This window comes from Phycisphaerales bacterium, assembly GCA_020852515.1.
In the GTDB taxonomy this organism is placed as follows: domain Bacteria; phylum Planctomycetota; class Phycisphaerae; order Phycisphaerales; family UBA5793; genus UBA5793.
In genome coordinates, this window is sequence record JADZAS010000037.1 from 1 (window position 1) to 23,867 (window position 23,867).

21 protein-coding genes are annotated in these 23,867 nt (G+C 65.9%); 13 read left to right on the plus strand and 8 right to left on the minus strand.

Going from position 1 to position 23,867, the window contains the following annotated elements; all coding sequences use genetic code 11:
• Positions 1 to 275: 275 nt before the first annotated feature.
• A complete protein-coding gene (locus IT430_20045; protein MCC6910231.1) occupies positions 276 to 842 on the plus strand; it encodes a hypothetical protein in 567 nt (188 codons plus the stop codon).
• A gap of 1,548 nt (positions 843 to 2,390) precedes the next feature.
• Here the strand turns inward: IT430_20045 and IT430_20050 are convergent.
• The 3 genes from IT430_20050 to IT430_20060 form a co-directional block, all read right to left on the minus strand.
• Positions 2,391 to 2,735, minus strand: coding sequence for a Rieske 2Fe-2S domain-containing protein (locus IT430_20050; GenBank protein MCC6910232.1), 345 nt, complete (start codon positions 2,733 to 2,735; stop codon positions 2,391 to 2,393).
• Between the two features lie 35 nt (positions 2,736 to 2,770).
• Entirely contained in the window at positions 2,771 to 3,670 is a 900-nt protein-coding gene (locus IT430_20055; protein MCC6910233.1) for an aminotransferase class IV, read from the minus strand.
• A gap of 141 nt (positions 3,671 to 3,811) precedes the next feature.
• Positions 3,812 to 4,615, minus strand: a complete 804-nt coding sequence (locus tag IT430_20060) for a hypothetical protein (protein MCC6910234.1) — start codon at positions 4,613 to 4,615, stop codon at positions 3,812 to 3,814.
• A gap of 74 nt (positions 4,616 to 4,689) precedes the next feature.
• Between IT430_20060 and IT430_20065 the strand changes: the two genes are divergently transcribed.
• Positions 4,690 to 5,139, plus strand: a complete 450-nt coding sequence (locus IT430_20065; protein ID MCC6910235.1) for an EamA family transporter — start codon at positions 4,690 to 4,692, stop codon at positions 5,137 to 5,139.
• Between the two features lie 88 nt (positions 5,140 to 5,227).
• On the opposite strand, the gene IT430_20070 is transcribed toward IT430_20065, so the two are convergent.
• Positions 5,228 to 6,760, minus strand: coding sequence for a YifB family Mg chelatase-like AAA ATPase (locus IT430_20070; GenBank protein ID MCC6910236.1), 1,533 nt, complete (start codon positions 6,758 to 6,760; stop codon positions 5,228 to 5,230).
• Between the two features lie 128 nt (positions 6,761 to 6,888).
• Between IT430_20070 and IT430_20075 the strand changes: the two genes are divergently transcribed.
• From IT430_20075 to IT430_20090, 4 genes are all read left to right on the plus strand, one after another.
• Positions 6,889 to 7,383 carry a hypothetical protein gene (locus tag IT430_20075; protein MCC6910237.1) on the plus strand — a complete coding sequence of 165 codons (495 nt, stop codon included), beginning with the start codon at positions 6,889 to 6,891 and terminating at the stop codon, positions 7,381 to 7,383.
• Between the two features lie 466 nt (positions 7,384 to 7,849).
• Positions 7,850 to 9,415, plus strand: coding sequence for a hypothetical protein (locus IT430_20080; protein MCC6910238.1), 1,566 nt, complete (start codon positions 7,850 to 7,852; stop codon positions 9,413 to 9,415).
• Positions 9,416 to 9,445: 30 nt separating this feature from the next.
• Entirely contained in the window at positions 9,446 to 10,948 is a 1,503-nt protein-coding gene (locus IT430_20085) for a hypothetical protein (GenBank protein MCC6910239.1), read from the plus strand.
• Positions 10,945 to 12,471 carry a hypothetical protein gene (locus IT430_20090; GenBank protein MCC6910240.1) on the plus strand — a complete coding sequence of 509 codons (1,527 nt, stop codon included), beginning with the start codon at positions 10,945 to 10,947 and terminating at the stop codon, positions 12,469 to 12,471. Before IT430_20085 ends, IT430_20090 begins: the two co-directional genes overlap by 4 nt.
• A gap of 145 nt (positions 12,472 to 12,616) precedes the next feature.
• On the opposite strand, the gene IT430_20095 is transcribed toward IT430_20090, so the two are convergent.
• Positions 12,617 to 13,147, minus strand: a complete 531-nt coding sequence (locus IT430_20095) for a MogA/MoaB family molybdenum cofactor biosynthesis protein (protein MCC6910241.1) — start codon at positions 13,145 to 13,147, stop codon at positions 12,617 to 12,619.
• A 225-nt stretch (positions 13,148 to 13,372) separates the two neighbouring features.
• Here IT430_20095 and IT430_20100 point away from each other — a divergent pair, with 225 nt between their 5' ends.
• Together IT430_20100 and acpS are read left to right on the plus strand one after the other, a co-directional pair.
• Positions 13,373 to 13,729, plus strand: coding sequence for a four-helix bundle copper-binding protein (locus IT430_20100; protein ID MCC6910242.1), 357 nt, complete (start codon positions 13,373 to 13,375; stop codon positions 13,727 to 13,729).
• Between the two features lie 345 nt (positions 13,730 to 14,074).
• Complete coding sequence (gene acpS, locus IT430_20105) at positions 14,075 to 14,464, plus strand: holo-ACP synthase (protein ID MCC6910243.1); 390 nt, start codon at positions 14,075 to 14,077, stop codon at positions 14,462 to 14,464.
• A gap of 71 nt (positions 14,465 to 14,535) precedes the next feature.
• Here the strand turns inward: acpS and IT430_20110 are convergent, their stop codons facing one another.
• Positions 14,536 to 15,360 (minus strand): DUF4097 family beta strand repeat protein, encoded by an 825-nt coding sequence (locus IT430_20110; protein ID MCC6910244.1) that lies wholly within the window; start codon positions 15,358 to 15,360, stop codon positions 14,536 to 14,538.
• Positions 15,361 to 15,463: 103 nt separating this feature from the next.
• Between IT430_20110 and IT430_20115 the strand changes: the two genes are divergently transcribed.
• The 3 genes from IT430_20115 (at position 15,464) to trxA (ending at position 18,329) form a co-directional block, all read left to right on the plus strand.
• Positions 15,464 to 17,017 carry a hypothetical protein gene (locus tag IT430_20115; protein MCC6910245.1) on the plus strand — a complete coding sequence of 518 codons (1,554 nt, stop codon included), beginning with the start codon at positions 15,464 to 15,466 and terminating at the stop codon, positions 17,015 to 17,017.
• 35 nt (positions 17,018 to 17,052) lie between these two features.
• On the plus strand, positions 17,053 to 17,919 hold the full coding sequence (gene folP, locus IT430_20120) for a dihydropteroate synthase (protein ID MCC6910246.1): 867 nt from the start codon (positions 17,053 to 17,055) through the stop codon (positions 17,917 to 17,919).
• A gap of 74 nt (positions 17,920 to 17,993) precedes the next feature.
• Positions 17,994 to 18,329, plus strand: a complete 336-nt coding sequence (gene trxA / locus IT430_20125; GenBank protein ID MCC6910247.1) for a thioredoxin — start codon at positions 17,994 to 17,996, stop codon at positions 18,327 to 18,329.
• 10 nt (positions 18,330 to 18,339) lie between these two features.
• On the opposite strand, the gene IT430_20130 is transcribed toward trxA, so the two are convergent.
• On the minus strand, positions 18,340 to 20,688 hold the full coding sequence (locus IT430_20130) for a hypothetical protein (protein ID MCC6910248.1): 2,349 nt from the start codon (positions 20,686 to 20,688) through the stop codon (positions 18,340 to 18,342).
• Positions 20,689 to 20,883: 195 nt separating this feature from the next.
• Here IT430_20130 and mqnE point away from each other — a divergent pair, with 195 nt between their 5' ends.
• Positions 20,884 to 22,026 carry an aminofutalosine synthase MqnE gene (gene mqnE / locus IT430_20135; protein ID MCC6910249.1) on the plus strand — a complete coding sequence of 381 codons (1,143 nt, stop codon included), beginning with the start codon at positions 20,884 to 20,886 and terminating at the stop codon, positions 22,024 to 22,026.
• A 29-nt stretch (positions 22,027 to 22,055) separates the two neighbouring features.
• On the opposite strand, the gene IT430_20140 is transcribed toward mqnE, so the two are convergent.
• Entirely contained in the window at positions 22,056 to 22,862 is an 807-nt protein-coding gene (locus IT430_20140; protein ID MCC6910250.1) for an RNA methyltransferase, read from the minus strand.
• Positions 22,863 to 22,953: 91 nt separating this feature from the next.
• On the opposite strand from IT430_20140, the gene IT430_20145 reads away from it, so the two are divergent.
• The gene (locus IT430_20145) at positions 22,954 to 23,865 is read left to right on the plus strand and encodes a sugar kinase (GenBank protein MCC6910251.1); all 912 of its coding nucleotides are present in this window, start codon (positions 22,954 to 22,956) and stop codon (positions 23,863 to 23,865) included.
• Positions 23,866 to 23,867: the final 2 nt, after the last annotated feature.

Here is a 23,867-nt window from a genome sequence, read left to right on the forward strand (position 1 = left end):
CAGACAGACGAGAAGGCCCGACAACGTTTCCTTGTAGCGTTCCCGGGCTTTGTGTTGGAATGAGATGTTGTTATGGCAGATCGAGTTATGGCGACATCGCGGCGTCTATCGCATGGCCATCTTCGATGATGACGGCGGCTACCATTTGTCGTTGGTGAGGCAAACGGCGGCGGCACTGGCTCTTGGAGCACACGTTTCAGCCGCGCGGCCGGACACGGAAGGCGGCGCGTGCCACGGAGTCTTGTCACCGATTCTAACCACATTTAGGAGCTGCCATGAGTTCATCCATCGGTCCCCGTGCATCCGCGACGTTTGCTCTCGCGGCAATCTACGCCGCGCTCCCAGCGTGCCACACGAGCGAAAGAAGTATCCAGACTGTGGAGCTCGGCGCGCCACTTCAGCTTACCACTCCTGTCAGTGGTGATCCGTGCGAGCTGCACTTGGCAGCGGCTGTGGCCTGCGGCCGCACGATCGCCGTTCGCATAGTGGTTACTCCACAAACCGAAGAGACGCGAGAAGTTGCGAGAATTCTCCGGCTCGCTCTTTATGCAAATGCCGACGCGGTGATTGCCATGCGCGATGCGATGGGAAACACGGTCCATTTAACTGCTACTGCTGCACGATCAAGAGCGGATCAGTTGGACGCCGCGGTTCTCGATGAAGTCACTTGGGACGGCACAGCCGGCATTGCATTTCAAGAACTGCTTGACGTCCAGCCTCCCGAACCAGAAGGACGTTGCGAACTTAGTTGGAGGTGGGAAGCAGAATCAGACTTCGCAAGGCACCGCATTCGCGAGTATGAATACCTGAGACTGGACGCTCAAAAGAGGATTCGCAACTAGATCCTGGCCGATTGCAGACGGAAGTTCGCTCCACACTCAGGACATATACCTGCGGAACTGCCTCGAGGGCCGGGGAAGAAAGCGGGACAGGTACGTTTATTTTTGCCAGAGCATTGCGCTTTGCGGGCGGCGCGGCTGGAACTTCTCTTGCCTCGCATCGCTCGACCGACCCTTGGCGGCTACGTGTACCGCGTGCTCCATCGCGGCGTCGATCGCATGGGCACCTTCGCCGGTGGTGGCGGCTACCATTCGTCGTTGGTGAGGCGGACGGCGGCGGCGCTGGCTCTTGGAGCACACGTTTCGGCCGCGCGGCCGGCCGCGGAAAGCGGTTACGGCATGAGCAGACCTGATAAACGTAACTGTCCCGTTTTCTTACCCAATTTGAAGTGATCCCCAATCTGAGACATCCCTGCAAACCTTGCGGCATGCGCCCTTGTACCCCGGGATGCCCCTGCTGTGCCTAAGGATATCGCCTATACGCGATGGGGAGGCGCAATGTTGAAACTGGGCATGGTAGTGTTCTTCAGCATTTTAATTGCTTTGACGTCATTGGTCGCAAATATCTTCATTTGCTCGCTCCTGCCAATTCATGGACCAGCCGAAATGGACTGGTTTGTAACGGACACCCCAAGGGTGGCTACATGCATCTTGAAGTATTCCGTCCCCGGTGCGCAAATGGTGTCATTTGCACCAAGCCCCGAACTGGGCCCACTCCTCAAGCCAAGGCCAGCGTCTGAATTTGCCATCTGGACCCGGTCACAGGCATCCTGGCTCGCGTATGCAAATGCTGAGCCAATGGCAAGTAATTCATCTCCCTCGCGAGGGATGGTCGCATGCGGCTGGCCGCGTCCGCTTGCATGGTGCGAGATCGAGCCCATTTCCGGAGGCTTTCCCCTGCCGAAAGGATGGGGCGCATCAATGGTTCTCGGAACGAGACCCATGCCGCTCCGTCCAGTGTGGGTAAATGCTTTAGGCTATACACTAGCGATGGCATCAGCGCACATCCTGCTGTTCATAGGTACTCGACTCGTGAGGGGACGATTGCGTCAGGCTCGAGGATTGTGTCCATCTTGCGCGTACCGTATCACCGGAGCACAGTCATCTAGATGTCCCGAGTGTGGGGAGAGTATACGACGACGCGATTAGCGCATTTCAATTCCAAGTGTGGCCGGACTCGCGGCGCTTGCTCGGTTGCGCGATTCGGCTCATGGAGACGACCTCGCTCATGGTCGCGCTGGGTGTTTGCGGCCCCCGCTGCTCGGGGAAGAAACCGGGACAGTTAGGCGCGTGTCGGAGCAGTGGCGTGGCGCTTCGGGTGTGCCGGGCGCTTCTCTCGCCCCTTCGGGGCTTTGATCGTGTTTTGATGCTTTCCACGGGTTGCGCTTCGGCGCGGCGCGGCGGCGCTTCACGCGTGGCTGCATTCTCTGACCCCGCCGGGGTCGAAGTTCCCGGGAGCAGCATCGAAGACTCGCTTCACGCCCCGGCTGCTGGCGGTCACGCCTTCATCGGCGCTTTGCGCGTGGCCGATTGGCGCGGTGCGCCTTTTTCTCAGTGGGGTTTCGGCGGGGCTATTTCTACCATGCCGTCGCGGACGCGGCTGGGATACTTGCGCACGCGGAAGGCGTTTGTGTCGGCACACACGCCGTCGGCGAGGCGGAAGGGCCATTGGTGCAGGGGGCACACGAGGCAGCCGTCTTCGACGTGGCCGCCTGAGAGCGGTCCGCCGGCGTGCGGGCAGGCGTCATCGAAGACTGCGGCGTCACTCTCGCCGATGCGCACGACGCACAGCGGCCGGTCCGCCGCCTCGATGTAGCGCGCCAGGCCGATGCCGATGCTGTCCAGCCGGCAAAGTGGGATCCAGTTCTGCCCCGGGCTCGTCGGTGTTTCCGCCATGCACGACAAGTTTAGCGGCATCGCGCGCGATGATGTTAGACCACGCGCTCGCCCTGCTGCGCGGTGAGTTGGCTGAAGAGCGAGCTGAGGCGCTGCGTGATCGGGCCGACCTGGCCGTTGCCGATGATCCGGCCGTCTACGCGCGTCACCGCCGCGAGTTCGCCCATCGTGCCGGTGCAGAAGACTTCGTCGGCGCGGTAGAGGTCGGTGAGGGATAGGTCGCACACTTCGCAGGCGATTCCATTGGCGGCGCAGAGTTCGAGGACGGCAGCGCGGGTGATGCCCTCGGGGCAATGCAGCGTGTGCGGCGTGCGCACGATGCCCTGATCGACGAGGAACACGTGCGTGGCGTTCGTCTCGGCGACGAAGCCGCGCGGGTCAAGCATGAGGGCATCATCCGCCCCGGCCGCGTTGGCCTGGATCTTGGCGAGGATGGACTGGATCAGATTGCAGTGGTGGATCTTCGGGTCCATCGCATCGGGCGCGAAGCGCCGGATCGACGAGGTGATGAGCGACAGGCCCGTGCGCCCGTAGACCGGCGGTTTGTGCTCGGCGAGGACGATGAGCGTCGGCCCGGCCTGATTGAGCCGCGGGTCCATGCCGCTGGTGATCTTCACGCCGCGCGTGAGCGTCAGGCGGATGTGCACGCCGTCGGTCATCCCGTTGGCGGCAAGCGTCTGGCGGATCGCCTCGATGATGTGCTCGTGCGAAGGGATCGACTCGAACGCCAGCGCCAGGGCCGACGAGCGCAGCCGGTCGAGATGCTCGCGCAGTTTGAAGATGCGCCCGCTGTAGAGGCGCAACCCTTCCCAGACGGCATCGCCGCCCTGCACGGATGAATCAAATGGGCTGACTCCCGGCTCATCGCGCGGGATCAACAGCCCGTTGACGTAGTAAACGATGTCGCGATTTTTTTCGTTGAAGGTCTGGAGCATGGGAGAGTCGAGGCACTAGGCACCAGGCACTAGGCATTAGGGAAAGGCGTCGAATCCGGACGATCTCGCTTGAACTGAATCATGGTTCCACGGCTGTGCGCTTTTTCCCCTAGTCCCTGGTGCCTGTTGCCCATGCCTCTCCTATCGACTCAACGTCAGCCTAAACCCCATCAACCGCTGGTAGATCCCCAGGCACGACTTGTACAGGCCGTGCACGTTGCTGGGCATTGGCTCAGCCTTTGGCTTGTATGTGCCGAAACGCGTCGAATCTTCCACGGCGGCGTACCAGTGCTTGCCCCACACGCCGTCGGTCGGTCGCGGTCCCTTCTCCCAGCGGAGCATTTCCTCGCGAAACTCGATGCCCAGCGCCTTGCACAGCAGCCGCAGCATGCCCGGCGGATTCGCCAGCACTTCGCGCGCATCGAGCACGGGCGGCACGATGCCGGTGCGCCGGCGGACCTCTTCGAAGATCTCCGACTGCTGGGGCAGGCCGGTGTCCGCGAGTGTCGGGTTGGGGATTGCCTTGTGCAGGGAGATGAGCATGTCGCGCGGATCGCGGATGAGAAAGCAATGCACGACCTGGTCGAACCAGCCGCGACTGATCTCGGGCAGCATGTGGTGAGCCATGTGTTTCTGGTACCAGATCGCCTTGCCCTCGGGGATCGGGCCGGTGAGATGGTCGATGATCTTCTGCCAGTCGGTCTCGTGTTTCGCGATGACTTCATCAGCCCCGGGATGTTCGCGGCCGGTCTTCTTGAGGTAGTACGCGTAGAAGGGTTCATCGCTCACAAACGTGTCGGGCCGGCTGCCCCACGAGCGCATCATGGCGGTGGAAATGTTGCGCGGCCCGGACCACATGGCGATGCGCACGCCGCGCGGCGCCGCCCCCGGCGAGCGCGGCTGCTGCACCTGCCCGGGCGATTCGGACGATGATGCATTGGTCATCGACGCCTCCCGCGGCCACTGCCGACCACGGCATGTTAGCTCCGCGGCAGGCCCTGTTTCGACGGAGGCGCCTCATGAAAGCCGTTCTCTTCGCGCTGCTCACCGGCCTGTGCTGGGGCGTGGGCGAACTGTTCACGAAGATGGTGCTGGGCAGCGGGCGCGTCGGCGCCTTGACGGCGCTGGCCGTGCGCGCCAGCGTCGCCCTCCCGCTGATTCTCATCGCCGCGGCCATTCCGCTCTACGCGACGCGCACCGAGCCGCGCGACTGGATGCACGCGCCGCCGAAGGTCATGCTCAGTCTCATCTTCGGCTCGGGCCTGCTCGCGGGCGGCCTGGCGCTGGTGTTTTTCTTCATCGCGCTCAAGGCGGGGCAATTGAGCGTCGTCAAGCCGATTGCGTTCTGCGTCGCGCCCGCCATCGCCGTGCTGCTGGGCTGGCTGGTGCTCGGCGAGCCGATGACGGCGCGCAAAGGCATCGCCGTGTGCCTGATTCTCACTGGTGTGGTGTTGCTGACCGGGAAGTAGCGGCGCGCTGCACGCGTACCAAAACCATCGGCTCCCGCCGACGGCTATTGCCTGATGCCTCGATGCCTTGCTGCCCCGACGCATCGGTTCACAACATCCGGTCCAGCAGCCGATACTGCACCGCTTCGCTCACGTGAGGCGACTCGATCGTCTCGCTGCCTTCAAGATCGGCGATCGTCCGCGCCACGCGGCGGACCTTGTCGTATGCTCGCGCGCTCAGGCCCAGTTCACTCACCGCCTGGGCCAGCAGCGTGGCGCTTACATCGTCGATGACGGCGTACTTGTCCAGCGCCTTGCCGCTCAGCGCGCTGTTGAGCAGGCCGGCGCCCTGGCGCTTCGCCTGCCGCTGCCGCGCCACGTCCACCTGCTGGCGCAGCGTCTCGCTCGGCACGCCATCCGGCTTGGCGCGCAGCTTCGCATAGGGCAGCGACGGCACCTCGACGTGGATATCAATGCGATCGATCAGCGGCCCGCTCAGGCGCGAGAGGTACCGCTCCATGATGCGCTGGCCTTCGGCGCCCTTGGGCATGTCGCCGCGCGGCGTCGGGTTGAGCGCCGCGACCAGCATGAAGTCCGCCGGGAACTGCAGCGTCGAATGGGCTCGCGAAATCGTCACGATGCGATCTTCGAGAGGCTGGCGCAGCGTTTCGAGCACGGTGCGGCTGAACTCGGGCATCTCATCCAGAAACAGCACGCCGCGATGCGCCAGGCTCACCTCGCCGGGCCGCGGAATCGTGCCGCCGCCGATGATCGCCGGCCCGCTGGCGGTGTGGTGGGGCGTGCGCACCGGCCGGCGCGTGATGATCCCCTCGCCGCGCGTCACCAGCCCGCAGGCGGAATAAATGCGCGTCACCTCGAGCGCTTCATCCGGCGAGAGCGGCGGGATGATCCCCGGCAGCGCCTTGGCGAGCATCGTCTTGCCCGTGCCTGCCGGTCCGAGCATGAGCAGGTTGTGCCCGCCCGCGGCCGCGATGATGACGGCGCGCTTCGCCGCCTCCTGACCCTTGATCTCGGCAAAGTCCACCGACGCCTTGGCGCGGGTGATCATCTCCTGCACGTTCACGGGCGGCTCGGGTTCGATCGCCGGGCCCGTGCCGTTGAGCAGCGACACCACCGCCGCCAGCGTCGCCACGCCCAGCACCTGCACGCCCTCGACCGCCGCCGCCTCGCGCGCATTGGCCTGCGGCACGATCACGCCCTGCAACCCGCGCCGCTTGGCGTGCAGCGCCATGCTGATGGCGCCGTTGATCGGCCGCACGCGGCCATCGAGCGCCAGTTCGCCCGCGAAGAGATACTGGCGATAGTCGAACGTCAATTCGCGCTGCGGCGGGCGGATCGAGCCGTTGGCCATGAGCACGCCGATGGCGATGGGCAGGTCGTAGATCGGCCCTTCCTTGCGCAGATCGGCCGGCGCGAGATTGACGAGCAGGCGCCCATCCGGAAACGCGTAGCCGCCGTTGACGATGGCGCTGCGCACGCGCTCGAGCGACTCTTTGACCGCCGCATCGGGCAGGCCGACGACGGTGGTCTTGGGCAGACCGCTCTCGGCGAGGTCCACCTCGACCTCGCAGGGGTGGTCATCCAGACCGCTGAGCACGAAACTCTGCACGCGAGCCAGCATGGCCGGCAATCCTACCGCCGTCGCCCGTGCCTGACGAGAACCGAACAGTCATTGGTTTATGGCCCGATGCGCTGTGCGACTTCGGGACGTAACATCGATCGTTGCACCACCACCTTGCGGAGAACGCCATGCACGGCTGGCATCGACTCACGCTCCCCACGAACGCATGGACGCCCATCGCCCTTCTTCTCGCCCTGCTCGCGCTGCCCGGGTGCTCGACGGACATCACCGTCAATTCGTCGATTCACCTTTCCGCCGGGTCTACGGCGATGATGCGTTTCCAGCCGATCCCGCCCAGCGGCACCATCGACATGCGCAACGCCGGACCCGATCGAGCCGTACTCGAGTTCTACGGTCCCGACCAGGATTCACCCGGCTACGCCTATCGGCTGCTCACCGTGGATCTGCCCGCCGGCGCCTCGCGCCTCGAGTCCGTCGCCGGCGTGCAGCGCATCGAAGTCTCGATGCGCGGCGATGATGAGACGACGCTCGTCTACTCCATCCGCTCGCGCGAGGGCGTGGGCCTCACCATCAACGCCGGCCCGGGCGCGGTCATCACCGCGGGCGAGAAGGCAGAGCCGCCGCCCGCCGCCCCCGAGCCGCCCATCGAGCCGGAGCCGTGATGGCGCGCCGTCTTCGCCATTGAGGCCGAAGGCCTCATCGAGAGTAGCCGGTCGTCCAGGGAGCGCAGCGAGCGCGACGCCCGGAACGCCGGGCAGAGCACAACTCGTTGATGAATCGAATGTCATTGCACGTGCGTGGATTCCTGCCTGCGCAGGAATGACTGACTCCGGCATGCGCCGTCGGGGCACTATGCCGTCATGCCTGCGCAGAGCCCGCCCCTGCGCAGGCAGGGGCAGGCAACCAGTCGGACGTACTTGCGCGCTCGCGACGGGATCCCTGCAAGGCGTCCTCCGCCGAACGCGACGGACGGGCCAGAAAACGTCGCGAAAATTTGATCCGTTCCCCGATTTCGCCCCCTGTACGGGGGGAAAACATGTTATCATGCCCAGGTCCAGCGCCGCCCCGCGCAGCCGCGGGCTGCCCGATACGCCAGGATCGGCGGCGCGAGCCAAAGGGAGCCACATCATGACCTCGACCAACCACCGCTTCGCCTCGCAGCGCCTCTTGCTCGTTTGCATCACCTCCATCGCAGCGGCGTGTGCAGGGCCCTCTCTCGCGCAGAACGGCCTGCCTTACGTCATCGAAGCCCCGCCCGACACTATCGAATTCGGCAGCGCCGTCATCAGCGCCGGCGACGCCAACGGCGACGGCTTCGACGACGTGCTCGTCGCCGACCAGAAGTTCGAAGTGCAGGGGCAGCGGCGCGGGCGGTGGATCATGTACTCCGGCCGCACCGGCAGCGAACTCTGGCGGGCCATCGGCGCTCAACCGCTCGAAGCCTTCCCGATCTACGTGGCCGGCTCGTTCATCGGCGATCTCGACGGCGACCAGTGCGATGACCTCATCCTCGGCCAGCCCGGCGCTGCGGGCGGCCGCGGCCGCGTCGATGTCTACTCCGGCAGGTCCGGCGCGGTGCTCCGTTCCTACACCGGCGCCTCGCCTGAAGACTTCCTCGGCCGCGATGCTTTCGCCGTCGGCGATGTGAACGGCGACACGACGCCTGACTTCGCCTTCGTAAGCCGCTTCGACGCGCCCGGCTTCGTCTCCGTGCGCTCCGGCCGCGACGGCGAGGAACTCTTTCAGATCACGCGCGACTGGCCGCGCTGCATACGCCCGCTTGGCGACATCAATCGCGACGGCCGCGATGACCTCGGCGTGGGCTCGTGGGAACTCACGCGCGATGGCATGGGCATCGGCATCTACTCCGGGCGCGACGGGCGGCAACTGGCCAACCTCGGCCGGCCCAACTTCCAGGACGGGATGTTCGGCTGGCGCTTCGCCGGCGGCGTCGACCTCACGGGCGATCAGACGCCCGACATCATCGCGTCAGGACGCTCGGACGGCGCCAGTTACGCCTACCTCATCGACGGCCGCACGGGCCAGGCCACGCGCCTCTACGAACTCGACAGCGGCGTGCTCTACGACGAACTCTTCGGCGTCAACGTGCACCTTGCCGACGTCAACGCCGACGGCCGGGTCGAAGCCATCTTCGAAAGTTTCCTCGCCATGTATGTCTTCGACGGCTCGACGGGTCAGTTGCTGCATTTCTCCCAGCCGCATCTTGACTTCGACAACGCCTGGCAGGGCACCGAGGTTGCCATGGGCGATGTGAACAACGACGGCGCGGCAGACTTCATCACCGCCGACCAGGCCCCGCCCGGCCGCGTCATCGCCCGCGCCGGCGCGCCGATTCTCCTGCATCCGTTCCGCGCCAACTGGCGCATCAGTCGCGGCGTCGAGGAGTACACGGTCCAGGCATTCACCGGCCAGCCCGGCCGCCGCATCCACTTCCTCGCCTCGCGCGCCGGCACATCGTGCACCTACGTGCCGCAGCTGCTGACCTGCATCGACCTCACGCGCCCGATCGTCCGTCTTGGCGATGCCGTCACCGGCGCCGACGGCGTCGCGTCGCTGACGATCAATCCTTCGCAGGCCGGCCCCGGCCCCGTCTGGCTCCAGGCCCTCGACCGCGCCGACCCGGGCCGCCCCGCGGTGACATCCAATGTGCTGGAACTGCAGATCTTGGAGTAACCCCACGCGGAATCTGTTACACTCCCACTGATGACGGGCACGCTCGACACGGCGTGGATGATGGTGGGCTGGGGCCTGGGGGCCCTGGCCGCACTCGCGCTGCTGCTGGCCGTGCTGGCCGACCCGATCCGCCGGCGCTTCCGCAAAGCACGCCGCTGCCCGAAGTGCTGGTACGACCTCTCTCACACCCAGGGCCTGACCTGCAGCGAATGCGGTTACACCGCGCGCCGCGAGAAGCAACTCCTCAAGACTCGGCGAAGCCGCGGCTGGATCGTTGCATCACTGCTGCTGGGCGTCACTTCTGCCGTTTCCTTCCGTGTGCCGGCCGTGCGCGATCGCGGCCTCAAGGCGCTCATGCCCACGACCATTCTTGTGCTCATCGCTCCGGCGCTCGAGTCGGAGGATGCCTACGCCATCGGACAACAATCCGTGATGTCCTCGGCCTATGGAGGCTTCGGCTTGCCCGTGACCATCGCGCCGCCGCCCGACAACCTCTCGGCCGAACTGGCGGTGCGCATGGAAGACCGCGAACTCGCCAACTGGCAATGGGATCTGCTGCAGCGCCGCGCGATCCGGGCGTGCGCCGCTCAGTTCCGGCGATCCTTCGCGCCCGGCGAACCGTGGCGCACCACGCCGGAGCAACTGCTCGCGGCCAGCATCGCCAGGCACTATCCATCCGATCCCGACATCCTCAGCGACTCGCTAACGCTCGCCGGCTGCCAGGTCATCACGCGCCCGCGCTGGCCCGCCGGCCAGCCGCTGCTCATCGCCGTCGAGCCTCGCGCCTGCGCTTCGGCAAGGCCCGTCACTCTCCGACTCTCGCTTCCCGCCGAGTCTGATCGCGTCATCTATGACGCGGTCTGTTCTCCAGCGCTATCCGACACTTCGCCCAGGCCATTCGAACGCTACTGGACCGACCGTCTCCTGCTCGTCAGCGCCGATCCGCAGCCGGGCCAGAAGTTCACGCTGCGACTCGATGGCGCGCTGAATCGTGCCGACAAGCCTGCCGGACCGAACGGGCGCGACGCGATCACCTGGAGCTACAACGTCCCGCTGGACACAACCATTGCCGGCGATCTCGATGACATTCTCGTACCCGTCGCGAACGAAGCGTTTGTGCACGACTTCAAGAGCATGGTGCGCATCAGCATCATGCGCGATGAACTCTGGCTGCCTCGGCTCTGGCAGGTACTCGAATCGCTTGATGGCGCCACGTTCGCTGCGACTTTTGAGGTGCTTCATGGCGACCGAGTGATCGCCTCGGCGCAGGCATGGTGGGCTGAGGGTGAACCGATGCGGCCTCTGCCCTCCAGCGGCACGCTGCGTATCACAATGGTGGACGATGCGGCCATGCCGGCAGAGCGCGAACTGAACATGTTGACGCTGCGCATCACCTCGAACCCCGCGATGGCGCTTCGCCGCCTCGACGAGAATCGGTACTGGTCAGGCAGTTTCACCGTGCCCGTAACCTGGCACCCTGCGCTCGAGTTCAACGCACACGAGCGCGATCCCGCCGTGGAGCAGCCGCAATGAGCATCGAAGAGATGTGGGACATCATCGGCTGGAGCCTGGCGGCACTCACACTGCTCGCGCTGCTGCTGGCCGTGCTGGCCGACCCGATCCGCCGGCGCTTCCGCAAAGCGCGGCGCTGCCCGAAGTGCTGGTACGACCTCTCCCACACCCCCGGCCTGACCTGCAGCGAATGCGGCTACACGGCGCGGCGCGAAAAGCAGCTCTTCAGGACCCGCCGCCGCAAACGCTGGATCGTCGCCATGGTGCTGCTCTGGCTCGGCAGTTACTTCGCCTTCCGCGCACCGGCCATCGCACAGCGCGGCTGGATCGCCGGGATCCCCACCACCGCGCTCGCGCTGCTCTGGACGCAAGAGCGCATCGACCTCACCCAGACGCGCGAATTCGCAACGTTCGGCGGCGATCAGTTCTACCTGCGCCACCTCGCCGATGCACCGTTCACTGAGGAGATATTCGCGCGCCTCAGCGACGACGAACTCTCCGATTTCGACTGGCGCGTGCTCATCGAGGTTGCCCTGCGCACGGCCGATCAGCGCGATATCCACACCGACGTCCTCGGCGTGAGCACGTTGCACAACGCCGTCCTTTCGCACGCGCGCTACCGCGATCACCTCGACGACCCCGCGCTGCTCCGCCGCGCGCTGCTCGCCGGGTCATTCCAGGTGTCCACGCGCCGCCACTGGCCTCTCGGCGCGGACATCTACGCCGTCGCGTGGACCGATCTCATGCTGAGCTCAACGGCTGCCGAGGCGACTACGGTGTCGGCCGCGCCGCTCACGCCCGGCCTGCTGCCCATCAGCGGCGAACAGATGCGCGAGACGACGCGACAAGTGGACAGAGGATCGCGACTCAAGTATTTCCCACGGCGCGTGCTAGGCTGCGTGCCCTGGACCGACCACGCCATCCCCATCGGCAGGCCTGCGCAGCCGACATCTTCGCTTGAGTACACCGTCAGCGCCCGCCGGCAACTCAATAACATCGAAGAGGCGGATATGGGCGCGGAGTACGTCAGCGCCGAGTTCGTCGCCGAAGTTAGCACTCGCGTCTCCGGCTCAGTTGCCGACATGATGACGCCGATCATCGTACCGGAATTCGACGCTGCTCTGCGCACGCGCCTGCAGCCGCGCATTCACTACGGCCACATCGAACTGCCGCTCGGCAGTCTCGAGGATGCCTTTGTGCTGCTCGATGGCGCCACCTTCGCCGCGCACATCGAACTCATCCACCTCGGCCAGGTCATCGCGGCCGGCGACGCGTGGTGGTGCCTCGAAGATGACCCCAGCGCCAAGCCGCCCGCCAAATCCGTCGCGCCGCGCAGCACCTACGTCGATCTTCAGCCCCTCATTCCGCGCATCATCAACCCCGCCGAGCGCGGCTACACGCTACGCCTCACCGCCAGCCCCGCCGTCGCCCTGCGCCGCTTCGAATCGAACCGCTACTGGTCCGGCCAGGTGGAATGGACCGTCCAGCCGCAAGGCGAACTCACGAACGAACCGCCGCAGCATGAGGCCGTCGGTCTGCCATAACGGCCGCGGTTTGGAAATGCAGATTTACCGCAGAGACCGCTGAGCACCCTGAGGGGTTCAGGCAAATGCTTCTATCCCAACTCAAATGGTCTCATCTCCGCGCTCTCAGCGCTCTCCGCGGTTAGAAAATCTTCCCATCACCCCATCACCTCTTCCTCTCCCACACCAGATGCGACAGCTCCGGCACGATCAGATTCTTCATCGCCGTCTCGATCGCGTTCACCGAGCCCGGCATCGCAAAGACAAACGTGTCACCCTCGCCATCGCGCATCACCAGCCCCGCGATCGCTCTGCTGAGCATCGCCGCCGCCCCGACTTCGTTGTAACTCAACATGCGAAACAATTCGCCGAACCCGTCGAGCCGGTGCGTCAGCCGCGCTGCCACGATGTCGATCGTCGAATCGCGCTTGGCGATCCCCGTCCCGCCAGTTGTCAGAATGACCTGCACGCGCGCTTCGGCGATCCAGCGGTCCAGCCGCGCTGCAATCTCGCCCGGCTCATCGCGGCAGATCGCGCGATCCACCACCACCTGCCCCGCCGCCGTCAGCAGCTCGGCAATCAGCGGCCCGCCCCGGTCCGTCTCCGCCGTGCGCGTGTCCGAGACCGTCAGCACCGCGCACGCAACCGCCTGCTCTCCCGCCGCTTCCCGATGTTCACTCGTTGATTGTGATGGCATCGCCCATCATAGGAGCGTGCCCGAACGCCATGGCGCGCTGCGCATTCGTCGCCCGCATCACCTCGAACCAGCCGCCGCAAGAGCGCGACACCGACCGCGCACGGATAGCAGCAGATCGCGCCGACGCCGGCCCTTTTTCCCACGCCATCCCCGCCGCTCAGGCAAACGCTCAGGCGTGCCGCAACGCGCGGCGTATACAGTCGAAAGCACCCCAAGGAGAAAGCCATGTCACACACGATGCCCTCTCAAGATATGCTCTCTTGCATGCGCGATTGCGTCGAGTGCGCCAGCATCTGCGCGCAGTGCCTGCATCATTGCCTGCACATGGGCGGCGAACACGCCGCGCCCGACCATCAGGGCCTGATGCGCGACTGCGAAGAGATCTGCGGCGTCGCGGCCTCATTCATGTCGCGCTCATCGCATCAGATCGCCGACCTCTGCCGCGTCTGCGCCGCCGTGTGCACCGAATGCGGCGACAGTTGCGATCGACTCGCCAACGGCGATGCGCTCATGAAACAGTGCGCCCAGACCTGCCGCAGGTGCGCCCAGTCCTGCGAGCAGATGTCCACCGCCAACGTGTGAACGGCCCGCCGCCCCACGAGGGCGCAGGTCAAGACGAGCCGCGCCTGTGCGAAGCATCCTGAGTCAATCGAAGGGTGAGGAAGCTGCCGTTTGCACGCTCGTGGATGCCTGCCCCTGCCTGCGCAGGGGCGGGCTCTGCGCAGGCATGACGGTGCTGGCGCACCTTTGGGCCACTAAGGAAGCGGTGCTCGCCGAACACCAGCCTTCGGCACCCCAATCGCGCGGACGATGCACAAAGAGCGCAGGTCACGTGCAACCTTACGCGTCGCCGGCGCATCACCCCGGCGCTTCGCCGCCCTGAGCGCGGCTCCGCGAGTCGAACGGGCCACCCCACTACCATCCCCCGTGGCCATCATCTCTCACGGCATCGACCTCATCGAGATCGCGCGTCTCGGCCGCATGCTCGACGACCACGCCGAGCGCTTCCTCGAGCGCTGCTTCACCCCGCGCGAGGTGCAGTACGCCGCCGCCGCGCCGCGCAAGCGCCTCGAGCGACTCGCCGGCCGCTTCGCCGCCAAGGAGGCGATCCTCAAAGCGCTCGGCACCGGCTGGCGCGACGGCATCGCCTGGACCGACATGGAAATCCTCCCCGACCCCCTCGGCCGGCCCGTGCTCACCCTCACCGGCAAGGCCGCCGATCTTGCCGCCCGCGCCGGCATCACCGCCTGGACCATCAGCATCAGCCACACCGACACCCACGCCATCGCCAGCGCCATCGCGCTCGCCAGCGCCTGAGCCGCAAGCGGCGATCTCCGCGCAGCACTGAGCATCCGGTTTGCCGACGTGCCGCAGGGCCCGCGGCGCGGTCACTTCTTGAGGAACATCCAGGTGTGGGTCTGAAGGTAGCCGACGGGGACGGGGTCTTCGGTGACGACGACCTTGACGTTGCCGTTGGTGGCGCGGAGCGAGACGGGGTTGACGCCGTCGCCGAGCGTGGCGATGTATTGCGACGGGCCGCGCTGCTCGATGTTGGCCATGCCCTTGTAGCCGCGAAAATCGGCCCGGCCGTTCACGGCTTCGACGTCGTACACGCCGTGTGAATCTTCCTTGATGCGGTACTCGATGCTCCCGTTGACGGCGTTGATGTCCACGGGCTGCACGACGGGCTTTTCAGTGCGCACGATGACGTCGCCGTTGTCGGCCACGACAGTGACGGCGCCGCGCACGTTGACCAGATCGACGTTGCCGTCGGTCGTGTGGATGCGCACGCCATCGACGCGCGGCACGTTGATGAGCAGCCCGACCCACTGGTCGTACTCGTATGCGAAGCGCGTCGAGGTGGTCACGCGGAGCACGCTGTGGCCGGCATCGTCCTGCTCGATCTCGGCGGTGACGTCGATGAGATCGAGCGTCTGGTTGTCGCCGTAGGGGTAGACGACGTTGCCGCGCTCATCGCGAATGTCGTTGAAGGCGCGGAGTTTGCAGCGGACGACGACATTGGGAATGTCGGGATCGGCGATCACGGTGACCGGTCCACGGAACGATTCGACATCCACGGCGATGGCGTCACCCTGCAGCGGACCTTTGTCGAAGACGAGCCAGCGCTTGGCCCGGCTGCCGCACCCGCCAAGCAGGAGCAGAGCCAGGGCGAGGGCGACGGGCAGAGCGAGGTTGAGAGTCGATCGGCGCATCTGGTTCCTTATCGTCGCATCGCCGGGGCGGGATTCAACCTTTGCCGGCGGCGAGGAATGGTAGTGCGGCGTAGCCTCGCCCGGCGACGCTAAACTCAAGGTCATGATTCACTCACTGGTGCAAGCGGCAAGACCAAGCATTCCCGCCGGATTCATCCTCGCTGCGGCGCTGCTCGCCTCGGGCGCGGCCCGGGGTGATGAAGTCACCGTCACGTTTGATGCGGGGCTCCGCGCTGAGCCGGCGACGGGCCGGCTCATCCTCCTGATGGCCGAATCGCGCAGCGGGCTCGATCCGCTCGACGCGCCATTCTGGAATGACCCTCAGCCGATCTGCTCGATCGCGGTGACTGATGTCAAGCCCGGCGAGGCGATGCGCATCGGCGATGTGGAGGCGAGCTTTCCGGGGCCGATGTCGTCGCTCGACGGCGCGTATCGGGTCCGGGCCGTGCTCGACGTTGATCGCACCACCGGCGGGTTCAGCAACTGCGCGGCGAACCTCGTCAGTGAACCCGTCGAGGTCACCTGGCGCTCCGGCGCGGATGATCGCATCGAGATCGCGCTGAGCGGGCACATCGACGTGCCGCACATGCCCGACACGGACCAGGTGAAGGAAGTGGCGGTGCGCAGCGAGCGGCTCAGCACTTTCTTCGGCCGCGAGGTCATGCTCCGCGCCGGCGTCGTGCTGCCGAGCGATTATGACGAGCATCCGCAGCGGCAGTATGCGGCGATCTACCACGCGCCCGGCTTCGGCGGGCGGCACTTTGACGCGTGGCAGCGCGCCGGCAGTCGCGGCGGTCTGGGCGACCAGGTCATCAACATCTACCTCGACCCCGACGGGCCCAACAGCCACCACCTCTTCGTCAACTCAGCCAACAACGGGCCGGTGGGCGATGCGCTCGTGCACGAACTCATCCCGGAACTCGAAAAGCGGTTCCGGCTCGTGGCCCGTCCCGAAGCGCGACTGCTCACCGGCCACAGCAGCGGCGGATTCACCAGCGTGTGGCTGCAGGTGAACTACCCGGAGACCTTCGGCGGGTGCTGGGCCACCGGGCCCGACCCCGTGGACTTTCGCGCGTTTCAGCTCGTGGACATCTACGAGGATGAGAACGCGTACGTTGATGCAGCCGGCAATGACCGGCCGTCGGTCATCATGGGCGGGCGCACGGTGTGCACCATCCGCCAGGAGAACGGCATGGAGTACGCGCTCGACCCGACGGGCGGCGCGGGCCAGCAGTGGTCGTCGTGGATGGCGTGTTTTTCGAAGAGGGGTGACAACGGACAGCCGGTGTCGATCTGGGATCTGAAGACGGGCAAAATCGATCCCGCGCTGCGCGAATACTGGCAGCAATACGACGTGCGGCGGATCCTGGAAGCACGCTGGAACGACATCGGACCGCTCATGTGTCAGCGGCTGCGCATCATCTGCGGCGAGCAGGACAACTTCAGCCTCAACGAGGCGGTGACGCTGCTGCGCGATTCGCTCGAGCAACTGCCCGGCTGGCAGAGCCAGTGGGACACGCCCGAGCAGCGGGCCAGCCACGGTTACATCACGCTGGTCCCCGGCGGGACGCACATGAACCTGATGGTGTACGGCGTGCCGCGCCGCATCGCCGAGGAAATGGAAATCCACCTGCGCCGGAGCGGGTTGATCGAGTGACCGTCGCCGCAGCCGCGCCGCTATCATCGCGCGGGATGACGCACATCTGGCAACTCGCGCACGGCCGGTCTCTGGCGCTCGACCGCTATCGGCTGATGGCGATCGTGAACGCCACACCCGATTCGTTTTCGGATGGCGGCCGCTTTGCCGATGCATCGGCGGCGATCGAGCATGCGCAGCGCTGCATCGATGACGGCGCGACGATCATCGACATCGGCGGCGAGAGCACGCGGCCGGGCGCGCAGCGCATCGATGCCGCCGAGCAGTTGCGCCGCGTGCTGCCGATTGTTGAAGGTGTGGCCGCGCTGCCCGGTGAGGCGCTCATCAGCATTGACACGACGCGGTCGCAGGTCGCGCGAGCGGCCATTGAAGCGGGCGCCCACATCATCAATGACGTCTCGGCCGGGACGGAAGACCCGGAGGTATTCGACCTTGCGGCCAAATCGGGTGCGGGCCTGATTCTCATGCACCGGCTGCGTCCGCCAGATGCCGATTCGTACAGCGATCAATACGCCAGTCCGCCGCGCTATGGCGACGTGCTGGGCGAGGTGAAGGCGTGGCTGCGTGAGCGGGTGGACGCCGCGCTGGCGGCGGGGGTGCAGCGCGGGCAGATCGCGCTCGACCCTGGTCTGGGCTTCGGCAAGACCGTCGAGCAGAACTTCGAACTGCTGGCGCGCGTATCTGAATGGGCCGACACGGACCTGCCGATTCTCTGCGGCGCCAGTCGCAAGAGTTTCATCGGCCGGGCGACGGGTGTTGAGGATCCGGCCCGGCGGGTGATGGGCTCCGTCGCTGTCGCGGTGCAGCAGTATCTGCACGGCGTGCGGCTGTTTCGCGTGCACGACGTGTCGGCCCATCGCGAGGCGCTGGACGCGGCGGCGCGGCTCGGTGGAAGGGCGTAGGCCCGGGGTTACAATCGGACTCGGGCGACCGCGTCGCTCCAATTCGCCCCTTTGCAACAGGAAAGAGATCAGTCATGGCAGGCGCAGACACACTTGAATTCACCGATGGCAACTTCGAAAACGACGTGCTCAAGAGCAACGTGCCGGTCCTCGTCGATTTCTGGGCCGAGTGGTGCCAGCCCTGCCGCATGCTCGCGCCGACGATCGAGAAGCTCGCGACCGAATTCAAGGGCCGCGTCAAGGTCGGCAAACTCGACACCGACTCGAACCGCCAGGTCGCGGTGAAGTACGGCATCACCGCTATCCCGACGGTCATCCTCTTCAAGGGCGGCTCAGTCCATTCCAAGGTCGTCGGCCTCAAGAGCGAAGCGGACTTCAAGACGATGCTCGAAGGCGCGATCGCGGGTTGAGGGCGGCGTCTCAGGAAATCACGTGCTCGGTGGACTGCGCGCCTTTGCTGATCTGGTCCCAGCGCGTCTGGTCCATCATGGGGCCGTCGAGGTCATTATCCTCGAAGACTGACGCCGAGCGGCGCAACTTCAGGTACATGGGCAGGCCGAGCAGCAGCAGCGTGCCGACCGATGAGCCGAACGCGATGCCCGCGATCTGCACCCGGTTGTCCTTCGCCGGCAGGGCATCGACGGTGGCGGGTACGGCGAGGTTGGTCGTCGCGCCGTCAGTCCGGCGGCCGCGCTCGGCGTTGGAAGCGCTCACGAGTCCGATGGAATACGTTTCGAGCAGGCGCTGGACTTCGTCGCGGCCGGTCGTGGTGAGTTCGAGATTGATCGTGCCCGGCTCAGGCGAACCGATGACGAGGTTGGCCTCGAGGAAGGTGCGGAGATTGACCGGCTCGGCGAGGTCGGTGTAGCCGCGCTGGCGCAGGCGTTCGGCGATGCCATTGACGACTGTATCGCTCATGAGCATCTGCTCGTGCACGGTCTGCCAGAGGTTGATCTGGTTGGCGGTGAGCGGGAAGCCGGGCTTGCCCTTGGCTTCGATGGTGGCGTGGGCGGTGTAGGCGGTGGGCCAGAAGGTCATCACGCCGAAGTAACTGGCAGCGCCGAGAATCGAGATCGTGAGCACCATGAGAAAGAGGTTGGTGACGGCGCTGGAGCGGGCCCAGCGGCGGATCATGCGCTGCTCGGCGAGTTCGAGGTTGCGGCGGACATCCTGCAGCGTGCGGCGCTCATCGTCGAAGCCGCGCGCCTGGTGGGCTTGCTGCTTGACCACGTCCCGGGCCTTGTTGAGCCGCTGCGAGCGGTCGCGAATGGCTGTGCGCATGCGCTGCAGGCGCTGGCGGCGGAGCGCGGTGAAGGCGTCGCCGCCCGAGGCCGGCTGCTTCCCGGCCTGGTTGTGCTTGATCGTCTCTTTGAGTTGAGCGATCTCGGCCTCGCGCTGGGCCGTCTCGGCGGTTGCGGCTTTGAGCGACTGCTGCATCGAGCGGATGTGGTTGCTCAGGTCTTCGATGGCCTGGTCGCGGCGGGCGAGTTCCTCGCTGCCGGCTTCGGATGAACTCGATGCGCTCCGGGCGGCCTGTAGTTGAGTTTCGAGCGACTTGGTTTCCTCTTCGAGTGCGGCGATGCGCCGGTCGCGCTGCGCGAGTTCTTCGCTGCTGGCCGAATCAGTCTGGTTTGAGGCGGCGTCGGCGGCGGCCTGCACCTGGGCCTTGAGCGATTCGATCTCCTGCTCGAGCGCGGCGATGCGCTCATCGCGCGCGGCGAGTTCGGCGGGATCGGCGCCGGCGGACGGTCCTGCGGCGGGCGCGGCGGCGAGTTGGGATTCGAGTTCGGCGATGCGGCGGTCGCGGTCTTCGAGGGCCGACAACGCGGCGGCGCCGGCCTGGAGTTGCTCGGACTGGGCGTCGAGCGCTTTGCCCAGTTCCATGAGTTTGCGCTTGGCGGCGTCGAGTTGCTCACAGCGAGCCTTGAGTTCGGCGCTGGTCTTGCGCTGGGCGGCTTCGAGTTCGCTCACCTTCGCCTGGGCGGCGTCGAGTTCGGCCTGGAGCGAGTCGGCGCGCAGCGCGGCCTGCTCGAGTTGGGCCGCGTGGGTCTGCTCAGTCCTGCTCGACTCGGCCCGCGCGGTTTCGAGGTGTTCCTTGAGCGCGGTGATCTGCTTGCGGGCTTCGTCGAGTTGCGACTGCAACTGCTCGCCGCGCTCATCGCGGGATTTCGTGATCTCCTCGAGGCGCTGGTCCACGGCCTGCATCGCAGCGCGATGCTCCTGCTCGCAGCGGTCGCGCTGTTCCTGCAGGCTCGCGAGCTGCTGCTTGAGCTGCTCGCGGCTGGCGTCGAGGGACTCAGCGTTGGCCCGGTGCTCAGCCTGCGCGGCGGCGAGCTGCGAGCGCTCCGCATCCAGGGCGGATTTGGCCTTGCCGACCGCCTCGCGCTCCTGTGCCAGCGCGGTGCGGTCGGTTTCGATGCTCTGCTTGACCTGATCGAGTTCGCGGCGTTCGGTGTCGGCGAGTTCGCACAGCGATTCGACGTGCTTCTCGCGCTCGTCGAGTTCTGCGGTGCGCTGCTGGAGGGCCGCGACGGCCTGCTGCAGTTCGTTGCCGCGCTGGTCGAGTTCGGTCTGGCGCTTGTCGAGGGCCGCCTGCTTCTGGTGGATCGAGTCCACGACGGCGCCACTCTCCTTGGAGACCTTGCGCAGCCGCTCGAGTCGTCCCTCGACGTCGGCGATGATGTCGAGCACATCGTCGGTGGACGAATCGGCGCTTGCGGCGGAATGGGTCTGGGAAGCGGCGTTCTCCACGTCGTGCGAATCGGTCATGATCATCACCTCGAGGCTGCGGCGGGTGGTTCGAGCGCTCGGGGTCGTTATCGGCGTGAAGCGGGGCAGACTGAACCGCCCGCGGCCGGAAGGCAGGCGAGATTACGGCCTTTCCCGAAACGCCCGATGATTCGGCCTCTGCTAGGATTTCATGGCCGATCCTGGCCATTTCGCTGTTGAGGGATGTTGCGGAAAATGACGCCCACGCTCAGGGACATCGCAGCCAAAGTGGACGGCGGAGAGCGCCTCAGCCTCGAAGAAGGCATGGCGCTCTTTCGCACGAGCGATCTGTGGGGACTGTGCCGCGTGGCGAACCGGGTCCGCGAGCGGTTACACGGCCGGCGGGCATACTACAACGTCAATCGCCACGTGAACTACACGAACATCTGCGCGCTGTCGTGCAAGTTCTGCTCGTTCTACCGCAAGAAGGACGATGACGGTGCGTACGAGTACGACGTGCAGGCGATCGCCGACGAAGCGGCGGCGGCCGAGGCGGCGGGCGCGACGGAGATCCACATCGTCGGCGGCCTGCATCCGTGGCAGCCGTTTTCGTATTACACCGACATGCTGGGCGCCATCCGGGAGCGGGCGCCGAAACTGCACATCAAGGCGTTCACGGCCGTGGAGATCGTGCACCTGGCGCGCATCGCCAAGCGGCCCAATGACATTGCGGGCGTGCTGCGCGACCTCAAGGAAGCGGGGCTGGGCTCGCTGCCGGGCGGCGGGGCGGAAGTGTTCGACGATCGCGTGCACGACGAGGCGTTCAAGGGCAAGATCCGCAGCGACAAGTGGCTGCAGGTGCATCGCGAAGCACACAAACTCGGCATGAACACCAACGCGACGATCCTCTACGGCCACATCGAATCGCTCGAAGACCGCCTGCATCACATGGACTTGCTGCGCACAGCGCAGGATGAGGCGATCGCAGCCGGGCCGGGTTCGGGACGGTTTCAGACGATCATTCCGCTGCCGTTTATTCCTGATGACAGCGAACTCGAGCATCTGCCCGGGCCAAGCGGCGTGGAGAACCTGCGCATGCTCGCGGTGTGCCGGCTCATGCTCGACAATTTCGCGCACGTCAAGACGTTCTGGATCATGCAGACGCTGGAGATGGCGGAACTCATGCTGCAGGCCGGGGCGGATGACATCGACGGCACGGTGGTGTGGTACGACATCACCAAGGTCGGCGGCAGCGACACGCACCAGGAGACGGATGTGAAGCGCCTTCGCCGGGCCATCCGCGATGCGGGTTACGAACCCGTGGAGCGCGACACGCTCTATCGGCCCGTGGTGCGCGAAGGCGCGCAGTGGCGCGTGGCGGAGGCGGTCGCGGTCTGACGCGGCGTTAAGACGCAGGCGTGTTCGCGTTACTTTCGCGCCAGATGCCAGAGGATGATCCCGGCGGCGACGGCCACGTTGAGCGAATCGGTGCCCAGGTGCATCGGGATCGTCAGCCGCCGGTTACAGACGTCGAGCCAGTAGCGATCGAGGCCCTGCGATTCGCTGCCAAAGAGGATGGCGGTGCGCTCGGCGCGCGTCGTGGCGGCGCTGAGGGTCTCAGCGCTCGCGTCATTGGCCACCGTGGCGATCAGTTCGACGTTCCAGCGCTGGCGCAGCACACTCAAATCGGCGCGGAGGTCGGTCGAGCACACGATCGGCAGGGTAAAGACCGCGCCCATGGAGACGCGCACCACGCGGCGGAAGAACGGATCGCAGCAGCGCTGGCCGAGGAGCATGCCATCGGCACCCAGCCCGGCCGCGATGCGGATGATCGAGCCGAGGTTCTCGGAGTTGTGTGTCTCGGGGCAGACGACCAGCGTCGTGCGGCCGGCAGCGTTGATGAGCGAGTCGAGCGGCGGATTGACGGGCCGGCGGCCGCAGCCGATCACGCCCGAGTGGAACTTGAAGCCGAGGATGGCGTCGATGATCGAATCGGGCGCGACGTAGACGGGGCAGCGGCCGGCGGCCAGCGGCGCGATCTCATCCACTTTTCGCGACGTCACGAGTACGGAGTGCGCCCGGAGGCGGCTGGCAAGCAGGCGGCGCACGAGGTGCTCTCCCTCGGCGATGAAGAGCGACTCGTCGATCGCGGCCAGTTCGCGGTCGCGCGTGTTCATGTAGGGCCAGAGGCGCGGATCATCGGGCGAATTGACCGCGATGCAGTCATCGGACATGGCGAGATCGTATCGCGTCGCAGGGCCGTCCAGAGCTTCGGTTCGGCGTGGCGTGCCTATGCTCTCTCTTTGGAAAGTTCGGGAGATGGACATGCCCCTGGTGGTGACCGGTTCGATCGGGATTGACACGATTCACACGCCCAGCAGCAGCGCGGCGGAGGTGCTCGGCGGGTCGTGCACCTACTTCGCCGCGGCGGCAAGTTTTTTTCATCCTGTGCGCGTCGTGGCGGCGGTGGGGGAGGATTTTGACCCGCGATTCCTCGAGACGATCCGCACGTTTCCCGGCGTGGACCTCGAAGGACTCGAAACGCGGCGCGGTTCGGAGACATTCCGCTGGACCGGCCGGTACCACGACAACATGAACGACCGCGACACGCTGGAGGTGGACCTGGGCGTGCTGGGTGAGGCGCCGCCGCCCGTGCCCGAGTCGTTCCGCGATTCGCAGTTCATCTTCCTGGCCAACGCGTTTCCAAAGAACCAGATGCAGTTCCTCGAGTCGTTTCCCAAGCGCCGCCTGGCCGTGGCCGACACGATGGATCTCTGGATCAGCACCGAGCGCGATGCGCTCAACGAACTTCTCGATCGCATCGACGGGCTGGTGCTCAATGACAGCGAGGCGGAAATGCTCACGGAGATGAGCAACCCCGTCAAGGCGGCGCTGACGATCCGCGAGCGCTACAACCTCAAGTTCGTCGTGCTCAAGAAGGGCGAGCACGGCTGCCTGCTGGCGCACGAAGAGGGCATGGCGGTGCTGCCGGCGTACCCGGTCGAGTCGGTCGTCGATCCGACCGGCGCGGGCGACTGCTTCGCCGGCGGGATGATGGGCTATCTCGCGTCGATCAACCGCACCGACTTTTCGTCGATCCAGCACGCGCTGACGCACGGCACGGTCATTTCGAGTTTCACCGTCGAGGCGTTCAGCCTCGAGCGGCTGCGGCAGATCGGCATTGGCGACATTCACCGGCGGATGATCCAGTTTGCGCGTGCAGTGCGCGTGGTGTGAGC